The 11494-nt window shown below is 72.3% G+C and carries 11 protein-coding genes; 3 read left to right on the plus strand and 8 right to left on the minus strand.

Features of this window, described 5'->3' with window-relative positions:
• Positions 1 to 3 precede the first annotated feature (3 nt).
• Both ABZ808_RS30690 and pgl read left to right on the plus strand, forming a co-directional pair.
• Entirely contained in the window at positions 4 to 1017 is a 1014-nt protein-coding gene (locus ABZ808_RS30690; RefSeq protein ID WP_357012892.1) for a glucose-6-phosphate dehydrogenase assembly protein OpcA, read from the plus strand.
• A 136-nt stretch (positions 1018 to 1153) separates the two neighbouring features.
• On the plus strand, positions 1154 to 1918 hold the full coding sequence (pgl, locus tag ABZ808_RS30695; protein ID WP_357012893.1) for a 6-phosphogluconolactonase: 765 nt from the start codon (positions 1154 to 1156) through the stop codon (positions 1916 to 1918).
• 41 nt (positions 1919 to 1959) lie between these two features.
• Here pgl and ABZ808_RS30700 read toward each other — a convergent pair whose 3' ends face one another.
• From ABZ808_RS30700 to rapZ, 8 genes are all read right to left on the minus strand, one after another.
• Positions 1960 to 2301, minus strand: coding sequence for an RNA polymerase-binding protein RbpA (locus ABZ808_RS30700; protein WP_357012894.1), 342 nt, complete (start codon positions 2299 to 2301; stop codon positions 1960 to 1962).
• Between the two features lie 142 nt (positions 2302 to 2443).
• Positions 2444 to 2704 (minus strand): preprotein translocase subunit SecG, encoded by a 261-nt coding sequence (gene secG / locus ABZ808_RS30705; protein WP_357012895.1) that lies wholly within the window; start codon positions 2702 to 2704, stop codon positions 2444 to 2446.
• A 95-nt stretch (positions 2705 to 2799) separates the two neighbouring features.
• On the minus strand, positions 2800 to 3591 hold the full coding sequence (tpiA, locus tag ABZ808_RS30710) for a triose-phosphate isomerase (protein WP_357012896.1): 792 nt from the start codon (positions 3589 to 3591) through the stop codon (positions 2800 to 2802).
• Positions 3592 to 4791 (minus strand): phosphoglycerate kinase, encoded by a 1200-nt coding sequence (locus tag ABZ808_RS30715; protein ID WP_357012897.1) that lies wholly within the window; start codon positions 4789 to 4791, stop codon positions 3592 to 3594.
• On the minus strand, positions 4788 to 5792 hold the full coding sequence (gene gap, locus ABZ808_RS30720; RefSeq protein ID WP_357012898.1) for a type I glyceraldehyde-3-phosphate dehydrogenase: 1005 nt from the start codon (positions 5790 to 5792) through the stop codon (positions 4788 to 4790). The genes ABZ808_RS30715 and gap overlap by 4 nt, the downstream gene beginning before the upstream one ends.
• A 261-nt stretch (positions 5793 to 6053) precedes the next feature.
• Complete coding sequence (gene whiA / locus ABZ808_RS30725) at positions 6054 to 7034, minus strand: DNA-binding protein WhiA (protein WP_074312802.1); 981 nt, start codon at positions 7032 to 7034, stop codon at positions 6054 to 6056.
• A 54-nt stretch (positions 7035 to 7088) separates the two neighbouring features.
• A complete protein-coding gene (locus ABZ808_RS30730) occupies positions 7089 to 8105 on the minus strand; it encodes a 2-phospho-L-lactate transferase CofD family protein (protein ID WP_357012899.1) in 1017 nt (338 codons plus the stop codon).
• A complete protein-coding gene (gene rapZ, locus ABZ808_RS30735) occupies positions 8102 to 9004 on the minus strand; it encodes an RNase adapter RapZ (RefSeq protein WP_357012905.1) in 903 nt (300 codons plus the stop codon). The genes ABZ808_RS30730 and rapZ overlap by 4 nt, the downstream gene beginning before the upstream one ends.
• Positions 9005 to 9211: 207 nt before the next feature.
• Here rapZ and recQ point away from each other — a divergent pair, with 207 nt between their 5' ends.
• A complete protein-coding gene (gene recQ / locus ABZ808_RS30740; RefSeq protein ID WP_357012900.1) occupies positions 9212 to 11065 on the plus strand; it encodes a DNA helicase RecQ in 1854 nt (617 codons plus the stop codon).
• Positions 11066 to 11494: the final 429 nt, after the last annotated feature.

Genomic DNA, 11494 nt, shown 5'->3' on the forward strand with positions numbered 1-11494 from the left:
CCAGTGATCGGGCTGTGGGACACCACCGGCAACGAGGTGGTCAAGGCGCTCGCCGCCGAGCGGCGCAGCGCCGGCGGTGTGGCCAGCGGGATGGCGCTCACCCTCATCGTGGTGGTGGACGAGAAGCGGGTGCGGGAGGCGGAGGCGGCGGCGACGATCGCTGCGGCCGCTCACCCGTGCCGACTGCTGGTGGTGGTCCGCTCCGACATCGAGCGGGACCGCAACCGGCTGGACGCGGAGATCGTGGTCGGCGGCCGGCTCGGCCCGTGCGAGGCGGTCGTCACCCGGATGTACGGGCGGCTCGCCCTGCACGCCGAGTCGGTGGTGATGCCGCTGCTGGTGCCGGACGTACCGGTGGTGACCTGGTGGCACGGTGAGCCTCCGGCGGAGATCGCCACCGACTTCCTCGGCGTGGTCGCCGACCGGCGGATCACCGACAGCGCGCAGGCGGCCGACCCGATCGCCGCGCTGCGGCAGCGGGCGCACGACTACGCGCCGGGTGACACCGATCTGGCGTGGACGCGGATCACCCCGTGGCGGACCCTCGTCGCCGGGGCGTTCGACACCACCCAGGCGAAGGTCACCGAGGCGACAGTGGTCGCGCCGTCCAGCGACCCGACCGCGGAGTTGATGGTCGGCTGGCTGTCCAGCCGGCTGGGCATCACCCCCCGCCGGGTGGACACCAACGAGTTCCCCCGGATGCGGGAGGTGCAGTTGAGCTGCGCCAACGGCGACCAGCTCACGCTGACCCGCGAGGACAGCATGGCCGTGTTCCGACGGACGGGCCAGGACGACCGGGCTCTGCCGCTGGTCCGCCGCCCGCTCGGTGACGAGCTGGCCGAGGAACTGCGCCGCCTGGACGCCGACCAGGTGTACGCGGAGGCGCTGGGCGCGACCGTCGGGTTGCGCGGGCTGGAGCAGCGCTCTCCGCAGCGGGTGCACGTCTGGAAGGATCCCGCGACCGCCCAGCGCGCGGAGGCCGGGGTGACCGCGCACACCGGCACGAGCGAGCGCTGAGCCCGGTCGTCCGGAGCACGACAGCGGGGCGGGGCCGGGACGCTCCCGGCTTCCGCCCCGGCACCTCCGGGGCAGCCCGCCCCGGCACGATGCGACAGCGACCGCCGCGTGCGGTCGGGAAACGAAGGCACAACCGATGAGTGAGGCGAGTGTCGCCGTTCACGCCGACGCCGACCTGCTGGCGCAGGCCGTGGCGGCTCGGCTGCTGGTGAAGCTGCTCGACGCCCAGGCCGACCGGGGTGAGGCCTCGGTGGTGCTCACCGGTGGGCGGGTCGCCGCGGCCGTGTACCGCGCGGTGGGGCAGCTGCCGGCCCGCGACGCGGTGGACTGGTCCCGGGTCGACGTGTGGTGGGGCGACGAGCGGTTCCTGCCCGCCGGGGATCCGGAGCGCAACGAAACCCAGGCCCGCGCCGCCCTGCTGGACATGGTGCCGCTGGACCCGGCCCGGGTGCACCCGATGCCGGCGTCCGACGGCCCGGCCGGCAACGACCCCGAGGCGGCCGCCGCCCTGTACGCGGAGGAGTTGGCCCGCGCCGCCCGGCCCGCCGCGCTGCCGCACTTCGACGTGCTGATGCTGGGCGTCGGGGAGGACGGGCACATCGCCTCGATCTTCCCGGGGCACCCGGTGCACTATGAGACCCGGCCGGTCAGCGCGGTGCGGGGCAGCCCGAAGCCGCCGCCGGTGCGGACCACGCTCACCCTGCCGACGATCAACACCGCCGAGGAGATCTGGCTCGTGGCCGGTGGCGCGGACAAGGCCCGCGCGGTGGGCATGGCGCTCGCCGGGGCCGGTCCGGTGCAGTTGCCGGCCGCCGGGGTCCACGGCGTGGACCGTACCCGTTGGCTGCTGGACCGGGCGGCGGCCGTCGACGTGCCCGCCCGCCTGCGCAGCCTGCGCTGAATCGAATCGCAGGGCCCCTCGTTCGCGAGGGGCCCTGCGTCTCACTCGCCCCGGCGGCGGCGCAGCGCGGCGAGTGCCTCGGCCAGCAGCGCCTCACCCTCCTCGGCGGTACGCCGCTCCTTCACGTACGCCAGATGGCTCTTGTACGGTTCGGCGCGCACCCGACCGGGTGGGTTCTGCTCGTCCTGGCCGGCCGGAAGCCCACAGCGGGGGCAGTCCCACACCGGCGGCGCCGCGGCCTCCGCCGCGATCCGGATGTCGGTCCGGTGGTCGTTGCGGCACCAGTAGGTGACGTCCCGTCGCGGGGCGGGATGGTGTCGCTCGTCCGGGCGGATCGGTGCGGACCCGACCCGGGCGCCTCGGATGACGTTGCCACTTGGCACGGCTGCTCGCTCCTGTCGTCGGAGGGGACCCGCCGCCGTCAGGGATGGGCGGCGGGCGACGCGGTGTGCAGCGGAGAAAAGCCTGCGCGCGGCCCGTCGAGGTGACGGACCGCGCGCAGATTGTACGGCTTGACGAGCCTGCTCAGGCAACGCCGCTCATCTGGAGGCGAAGCCAGAGCCCCAGCCCGACGATGGCAGCGAACCAGACAACGCCCACCAGAACGGTGTAACGGTCCAGGTTCTTCTCGGCGACCGAGGAGCCGGCGAGGCTGGAGCTGACGCCACCGCCGAACATGCTCGACAGACCGCCGCCCTTGCCGCGGTGCAGCAGGATGAGCAAGGTGAGCAGGATGCTCGTGATGACCAGCAACACGATCAACGTGTATGCGAACCAGATCGGCATGGCTGGGGGCAGTCCTCTCGTAGCGATCCTCGCCCGGTCTGATCGGGCACGGCGGCACCGACCGGCGGACGGGCGGTGTCAAGGATAGCGAGCGATCAGCGGGCGATGTGCTCGGGGAACCGGCAGATCTGCGCGAATTCCTCCGCGTCCAGGCTGGCGCCCCCCACGAGGGCACCGTCCACGTCCGGCTGCCCCATGATCGAGGCGACGTTGGACGCCTTGACCGAGCCGCCGTACAGGACCCTGACCTGGTCGGCGGTCTCCTGGTCGAACCGCTCGGCAAGCCGCTGACGGACCGCCGCGCAGACCTCCTGGGCGTCCTCCGGGGTGGCCGTCTTGCCGGTGCCGATCGCCCACACCGGCTCGTACGCGACCACGACCTGGCGGACCTGCTCGGCGGTGAGGCCGGCGAGGCCCCCGTCGAGCTGGTCGGAGCAGTGCGCCACGTGGGTGCCCTGCTCGCGGACGTCCAGCCCCTCCCCCACGCAGAGGATCGGGGTCAGGCCGTGCGTGAGCGCCGCCTTCACCTTGGCGTTGACCACCGTGTCGTCCTCGTGGTGGTAGGCCCGCCGCTCGGAGTGCCCGACCGCCACGTACGTGCAGCCGAGCTTGGCGAGCATCGCGCCGGAGATGTCCCCGGTGTACGCGCCCCCGGCGTGCGGGGAGAGGTCCTGCCCGCCGTAGCCGATCAGCAGCTTGTCCCCGTCCACCGCGGTCTGCACCGTGCGCAGGTCGGTGAACGGCGGCAGCACCACCGTCTCGACCTCGGTGAGCTGCTTCTCGTTCAGGCTCGCGGCCAGCTTCTGCACGAGCAGGTTGGCCTCGAGGTGGTTGAGGTTCATCTTCCAGTTGCCGGCCATCAACGGCCGACGGGTCGTGCTCGCCATTCAGTTCTCCAGGGCCGCGATGCCGGGGAGGGCCTTGCCCTCGAGATACTCCAGGGAGGCGCCGCCGCCGGTGGAGATGTGGTTGAAGCTCGACTCGTCCAGCCCGAGGGCACGCACCGCTGCGGCGGAGTCGCCGCCACCGACGACGCTGAACGCGTCCGCCTTGGTGATCGCCTCGGCGATCCCCCGGGTGCCGGCCGCGAACGCCGCCATCTCGAACACGCCCATCGGACCGTTCCAGAAGATCGTCTTCGCCTGTGACAGCGCGGCGGCGAAGCCGGCCACCGTCTCCGGGCCGATGTCCAGGCCGAGCCGGTGACTCGGGATGCCGTCGACGCGGACCGTGTCGTGCGCGGCGTCCGGCGCGAACGCGTCCGCGACCACCACGTCGACCGGAAGCATGATCTTGCCCGAGGACCGCTCCAGCAGGTTGCGGCAGGTCTCGACCATGTCCTCCTCCAGCAGCGAGGTGCCCACCTCCAGGCCCTGGGCCTTGAGGAAGGTGAAGCACATCCCGCCGCCGATGAGCAGCCGGTCGACCGTCGGCAGCAGCGCCTCGATCACCGCCAGCTTGTCGGAGACCTTGGACCCGCCGAGCACCACCACGTACGGCCGCTCGGGCTCGCTGGTGAGCGTGGAGAGCACCTCGACCTCGCGCAGCACCAGCCGACCGGCGACGTGCGGCAGCCGCGCCGGCACGTCGTAGACACTGGCGTGCTTGCGGTGCACGGCGCCGAACGCGTCGTCGACGTACGCGTCGCCGAACGCGGCGAGCTGGTCGGCGAACGCGCCCCGCTCGGCCTCGTCCTTGCTGGTCTCACCGGCGTTGAAACGCAGGTTCTCCAGCAGGGCGACCTGGCCGTCGGCCAGGCCCTCGACAGTGGAGCGGGCGGAGTCACCGACCGTGTCGGTGGCGAAGTGCACCGGCGCGCCGAGCAGCTCGCCGAGCCGCCCAGCGACCGGGCTGAGGCTGAACTGCGGGGCCGGAGCGCCCTTCGGGCGGCCCAGGTGCGAGCAGACGACCACCTTGGCGCCGGCCTCGACCAGCGCACCGAGGGTCGGCAGCACCGCGCGGATCCGGCCGTCATCGGTGATGGCACCGGTCTGCTTGTCGAGCGGGACGTTCAGGTCGGCGCGTACCAGCACGCGCCGACCCGACACCCCCTCGGCGAGCAGATCGTCGAGGGTCCGGATGCTCACAGCGAGCTACCGACCAACTTGACCAGGTCGACGAGCCGGTTGGAGTAGCCCCACTCGTTGTCGTACCAGCCGACGACCTTGACCTGGTTGCCGACCACCTTGGTCAGCGGCGCGTCGAAGATGCACGACGCCGGGTCGGTGACGATGTCGCTGGAGACGATCGGGTCCTCGTTGTAGACCAAGATGCCCTTGAGCGGGCCGTCCGCGGCGGCCTTCAGCGCGGCGTTGACCTCGTCCACGGTGGTCTCACGACCCACGTTGACGGTCAGGTCGGTGACCGAGCCGGTGGGGATCGGCACCCGCAGCGCGTACCCGTCGAGCTTGCCCTTCAGGTCCGGCAGCACCAGGCCGATGGCCTTCGCGGCGCCGGTCGAGGTCGGCACGATGTTCAGCGCGGCGGCCCGGGCCCGACGCAGGTCCGAGTGCGGCGCGTCCTGGAGGTTCTGGTCCTGGGTGTACGCGTGGATCGTCGTCATCAGACCGTGCTGGATGCCGAACGTGTCGTGCAGGACCTTCGCCATCGGAGCGAGGCAGTTGGTGGTGCACGAAGCGTTGGAGATGATGGTGTGCTTCGCCGGGTCGTAGGTGTCGTGGTTGACACCCATGACGACGGTGACGTCCTCGTTCTTCGCCGGAGCGGAGATGATGACCTTCTTGGCGCCGCCGTCGACGTGCGCCTTGGCCTTGGTGGCGTCGGTGAAGAAGCCGGTCGACTCGATGACGACGTCGACACCGAGGTCGCCCCACGGCAGCTTCGACGGGTCCCGCTCGGCGTACGCCTTGATGGTCTTGCCCCCGACGGTGATCTCGTCGGCGGTGGCCTTGACCTCGTGCGGCAGGCGACCGAGGATGCTGTCGTACTTGAGCAGGTGGGCGAGCGTGGCGTTGTCGGTCAGGTCGTTCACCGCCACGACCTCGACGTCGGCGCCCGACGCCAGCACTGCCCGGAAGAAGTTACGGCCGATCCGGCCGAAGCCGTTGATGCCAACCCGGATGGTCACAGGTCCCATCTCCTCGCGTTCTGGTCCGCCGGCTGCGACAACGGGCCGGCGAAGTGGTGTGCGCCGACCGCTGGAGCCGGCCGTTGACGGTTCATCTCGGCCACCCCGCCGCGGTCTGAGGACCTGACCGCCCGAGGCGGTAAGCACGACGAGGAGTGCCTGTGTCGGCCCCCTTGCCGTACTCAGCGACCATATCCGAGCGTGCGGGACCACGCTGCGCCGGGTCGTGCCCCGGACGCACCGTGCGGCCCTACCGCCCTATCAGACCACGAGCATGTCGGGCGTGACGGCTGCTTCGGTATCCGGGATGCCCAGGTCGCGGGCTCGCTTGTCGGCCAGCGCCAGCAGCCGGCGGATCCGCCCGGCGATGGCGTCCTTGGTCAACGGCGGCTCGGCCAGCGCCCCCAACTCCTCCAGCGACGCCTGCCGGTGCTCCAGGCGCAGCCGGCCCGCGTCGGTCAGGTGGTTGGGCGCCTCGTCGGCGAGGATCTCCAGTGCCCGGGTCACCCGGGCCGCCGCGGCCACCGCCGCCCGCGCCGAACGGCGCAGGTTCGCGTCGTCGAAGTTGGCCAGCCGGTTGGCCGTGGCCCGCACCTCACGGCGGACCCGGCGCTCCTCCCAGGCCAGCACGCTGGAGTGCGCGCCGATGCGGGTGAGCAGCGCGGCGATCGCGTCACCGTCCTTGACCACCACCCGGTCCACCCCGCGTACCTCACGGTTCTTCGCGGTGATGCCGATCCGGCGGGCGGCACCGACCAGCGCCAGCGCCGACTCCGGGCCGGGGCAGGTGATCTCCAGTGCGCTGGAGCGGCCGGGCTCGGTGAGCGAGCCGTGCGCCATGAACGCCCCCCGCCAGGCCGACACGGCGCAGCAGACGTTCGCCGCCACCACGTGCGGGGGCAGCCCGCGTACCGGCCGGCCGCGCACGTCCAGCAGGCCGGTCTGCCGCGCGAGCGCCTCGCCGTCCTTGACCACCCGGACGATGAAGTGGCTGCCCTTGCGCAGCCCGCCGGAGGCCAGCACATGGATCTCGCTGGGATAGCCGTAGACCTCCGCGATCTCCCGGCGCAACCGGCGCGCCACCGCGCCGGTGTCCAGCTCAGCCTCCACCACCACGCGGCCGGAGACGATGTGCAGCCCGCCGGCGAAGCGCAGCAGCGCGGCCATCTCCGCCCGCCGGCAGCAGGGCTTGGGCACGTCGACCCGACTCAGCTCGTCCTTGACCGCGGCCGTCATCGCCATTGTGCGTCCCCTCACGGACCTGTTCCGGCGTGTCGCCGGAGATTACGTACGTGTCTAACGATCGGCACCCAGGACAGGCACCAGCGCGGCGCCCAGGGCAGCCGGATCATGGCGGGGAGTGCCGTCGGTAACGGCGACGGGGGCGAGGACCAGGCGGGCACCCAGCGATTCTGCCGCACGTTCGACCGGTTCGGGGTCACCCACCGCCTTGGCGTCGGCGAGCACGAGATCCACCTTGAGCTCGGGAAGGTACCAGTGCAGCGCCGCGAGATGATCGGCGACGGAGAGCCCGAGGGTCTCCTTCTCGGCAGCCAGGTTCAGGGTGACCAGCCGCCGGGCGGAGCTGGACACGATCGCGTCGGCCAACTGCGGCACCAGCAGGTGCGGCAGGACACTCGTGTACCAACTGCCCGGCCCGAAGATCAACCAGTCCGCCGCGCCGATCGCCGCGAGGGCCTCGGCGCAGGCCGCCGGGGCGGCCGGGGTGAGCCGCAGCGACTCGACCCGCCCGGTGGTGACCGCCACCTGGTGCTGGCCGCGTACCGTGCACACCTCGTCCGGGGCGGCCGGGTCCGCGCCGCGCACCCGCGCCTCGATGTCGACCGGCTGACGCGACATCGGCAGCACCCGACCGACCGTGCCGAGCATCGCCCCCGCGTGCTCCAGCGCCGCCACCGGGTCCCCGAGCAACTCCATCAGGCCGCAGAGCACCAGGTTGCCCACCGCGTGCCCGGCCAGCCCGTCAGCGCGGGCCGCCGCCGGGTTCGGGTCGGTCACGCTCCCCTGTGGTACGTCGGCAGCCAGCGCGCCGGCGAAGCGGTGCTGGAACAACCCGGCACTGCGTCGGGTGGCCGGATGGTCACCGGCCAACGCGACAAGTGCCTGCCGCAGGTCGCCCGGCGGCAGACCGCCCCGTTCGGCGCGCAGCCGTCCGCTGGAACCACCGTCGTCACCGACAGTGACCACGGCGGTGATGTCCAGGTCGAGTTCGGGGGCGCAGTGGCGCAGCGCCCGCAGCGACGCGGACAGCCCGTGCCCACCGCCGAACGCCACCACCCTGCGCGCCGTCATTCCCGCCCCAGGTCGCGGTGCTGGGCGTTGGCCGCCAGCCCGGACTGACGCAGCCGGCCGGCCAGCTCCTCGGCGATGGCCACGCTGCGGTGCTTGCCGCCGGTGCAGCCCACGGCCACCGTCAGGTACCGCTTGCCCTCCCGCTCGAACCCCGTGGTGGTGGCGTTGACCAGGTCGGCGTACGAGCCGACGAACGCGTCCGCGCCCTCCTGGCCCAGCACGTACGCGCTGACCGCCTCCTCCCGCCCGGTGTGCTCCCGCAGCTCCGGCACCCAGTACGGGTTGGGCAGGAACCGGGCGTCCAACACGAAGTCGGCGTCGGGCGGCAGGCCGTACTTGAAGCCGAACGACAGCACGGTGACCCGCAGCCGGCGGGCGTCCTCGCCGCCGAACAGCTCCTCGATGCGCCGACGAAGCTGGTTGACGTTGAGATGGCTGGTGTCGATGATCACGTCAGCCTGGTCGCGGGCCTCCTCCAACAACCCGCGCTCCACGGCGATGCCGTCGGCCAACCGCCCGTCGCCCTGCAACGGGTGCGAGCGCCGGACACTCTCGAACCGTCGGATCAGCACCTCGTCGTCGGCGTCGACGAAGACCACCCGGGGCGAGAAACCGCGCTCCTTGAGCTCACGGATCGCCCCGACCAGGTCGGTGGAGAAGGCGCGGGAGCGCACGTCCAGCACCATCGCGGTACGCCGGGCCGCGCCGCCGGCCTTGAACGCCAGCTCCGCCATGTCCAACATCAGCGCCTGCGGCAGGTTGTCCACCACGTAGTAGCCGACGTTCTCCAGCGCCCGGGCGACGGTGCTGCGGCCACCGCCGGAGAGCCCGGTGACCACCACGAGGGTGGTCTCCGACTCGGCTGTCGGTTGCCCGTCGGTCGCCGCCGGGTCGTCGATCCGGTCAGCGGCTGTGCGCGCCTCGCTCACCCGTACCCCCAAGCCGTGGCGCCGCGACCGCCATCGGCCGCGAATGGTCAATCAGCGACTCTATCTCCCCGGCCGCGTCGCGACGGGTATGCGTCGCGGGGACGACCGGGAACGTCGGCCGGGGCACCCCGGGTGCGCCGGGCGGGCGGTGTCGGGGTGGGCTCGTAGACTCCCCGGATGGCTTCCCCCACCGACCTGCGGACCGAGGGCGCGCTGCCGGTGCTGCGCCGGGTGTTCGGCTACGACGCCTTCCGCGGCTTCCAGCAGGAGGTCATCGACCACGTCGTGTCCGGCGGCGACGCGCTGGTGCTCATGCCCACCGGCGGCGGCAAGTCGCTGTGCTACCAGATCCCGGCCCTGGTCCGCGACGGTGTCGCCGTCGTCGTCTCCCCGCTGATCGCGCTCATGCAGGACCAGGTGGACGCGCTCACCGCAGTCGGCGTCCGGGCCAGCTTCCTCAACTCGACCCAGACACTCGACGCTCGGCGCCGGGTCGAGGCGGCCTTCGTCGCCGGCGAGTTGGACCTGCTCTACCTGGCCCCGGAGGCGCTCGGCGTCCGATCCACCCTCGCCCTGCTGGACCGGGGGCGCATCTCCCTGTTCGCGATCGACGAGGCGCACTGCGTGTCCCAGTGGGGGCACGACTTCCGGCCCGACTACCTCGCGCTGTCGATGCTGCACGAGCGCTGGCCGCAGGTCCCCCGCATCGCGCTGACCGCCACCGCGACGAGCGCCACCCGCACCGAGATCGCCACCCGCCTCAATCTCGACGACGCCCGGCACTTCGTGGCCAGCTTCGACCGGCCCAACATCCAGTACCGGATCGTGCCCAAACGGGAGCCGCGTAAGCAACTGCTGGCCCTGCTGCGCGACGAGCACCCCGGCGACGCCGGCATCGTCTACTGCCTGTCCCGCGCCTCGGTGGACAAGACGGCGGAGTTCCTCACCGCCAACGGCATCGCCGCCCTGCCGTACCACGCCGGCCTGGACGCGGCCACCCGCGCCGCCAACCAGCAGCGCTTCCTGCGCGAGGACGGCCTGGTCATGGTCGCCACCATCGCCTTCGGCATGGGCATCGACAAGCCGGACGTCCGCTTCGTCGCCCACCTCGACCTGCCCAAGTCGGTCGAGGGCTACTACCAGGAGACCGGCCGCGCCGGCCGCGACGGGCTGCCGTCCACCGCCTGGCTGGCGTACGGGCTCCAGGACGTCGTCCAGCAGCGCAAGATGATCGAGACGTCGGACGGCGACCTCGCCCACCGCCGCAACCTCGCCGCACACCTGGACGCGATGCTCGCGCTCTGCGAGACGGTGCGCTGTCGGCGGGTCCAACTGCTCGAATACTTCGGCGAGACCACGACGGCGGCCTGCGGCAACTGCGACACCTGCCTCAACCCACCGGAATCCTGGGACGGCACGGTCGCCGCCCAGAAGTTGCTCTCCACCGTCTTCCGGCTGGACCGCGAGCGCAACCAGCGGTTCGGCGCAGGGCACTGCATCGACATCCTGCTCGGCAAACAGACCGACAAGATCACTCAGCACGGTCACGACTCGCTGACCGTCTTCGGCATCGGCACCGAGCTGAGCGAGGCCGAGTGGCGCGGCGTGGTCCGGCAGGTGCTCGCCGAAGGGCTGCTCGCCGTGGAGGGCGATTACGGCACGCTGGCCCTGACCGAGGCGAGCGCCGACGTGCTGGGCCGCCGACGTGTCGTGACAATGCGCCGCGAACCGGAGAGGCCCGCCTCGAGTCGCTCGTCAAAGCCGCGCGGCGCGGCCACCGTGGTCGCCGACCTGACGCCGGCCGCCGCGTCGCTCTTCGAACGGCTGCGCGCCTGGCGGGCGGCCACCGCCAAGGAGCAGGGCCTCCCGGCGTACGTGATCTTCCACGACGCCACCCTGCGCCAGATCGCCAGCGACGCGCCCGCCTCGCTGACCGAGCTGTCGCGGGTCAGCGGGGTCGGTGAGAGCAAGCTCGCCAAGTACGGCGAGCAGATCCTGACCGTCCTCGCCGCCGAGACCAGCCCGGCCTGATCACCCCCGGGGTCTCGTGTCCGGCCCCGCAGCCACATGGCCGCCGACGCCCGGCGGCCATGTGGCCCGCGTTCGGCGGCTGACGCTGACCAGTGGGCGTCAGCCGGCTCGGCGGATGGGTGTCGGGGCGTGTGCGTTTGTTGTCGGCCGCGCCTCGTCCGGTGGGGCGACTGGGTGACTGCCTGGTCACGGCGTGTCCGCTGTTGGACCCGACCGGATCGGGGCAATGGGGTTGGCGTGCTTTGGAGCTGATGTCGTAGACGAATCATTCGGCGCATCTTCTTCGACGCCGCCCGCGTGCGGCGGGTGCCCTGGCTCGCGTGCGGGCGTGCACCTGGCTCGCGTGCGGGCGTGCACCTGGCTCGCGTGCGGGCGTGCACCTGGCTCGCGTGCGGGCGTGCACCTGGCTCGCGTGCGGGCGTGCACCTG

Source organism: Micromonospora sp. NPDC047527, assembly GCF_040643015.1.
Classification (GTDB): Bacteria; Actinomycetota; Actinomycetes; order Mycobacteriales; family Micromonosporaceae; genus Micromonospora.

Bases quoted from the DNA above. Each gene is read 5' to 3' on its own strand.
- recQ (WP_357012900.1), top strand. From the start codon at position 9,212: ATGGCTTCCCCCACCGACCTGCGGACCGAGGGCGCGCTGCCGGTGCTG.
- whiA (WP_074312802.1), bottom strand. From the start codon at position 7,034: ATGGCGATGACGGCCGCGGTCAAGGACGAGCTGAGTCGGGTCGACGTG.
- pgl (WP_357012893.1), top strand. From the start codon at position 1,154: ATGAGTGAGGCGAGTGTCGCCGTTCACGCCGACGCCGACCTGCTGGCG.
- tpiA (WP_357012896.1), bottom strand. From the start codon at position 3,591: ATGGCGAGCACGACCCGTCGGCCGTTGATGGCCGGCAACTGGAAGATG.
- ABZ808_RS30730 (WP_357012899.1), bottom strand. From the start codon at position 8,105: ATGACGGCGCGCAGGGTGGTGGCGTTCGGCGGTGGGCACGGGCTGTCC.
- secG (WP_357012895.1), bottom strand. From the start codon at position 2,704: ATGCCGATCTGGTTCGCATACACGTTGATCGTGTTGCTGGTCATCACG.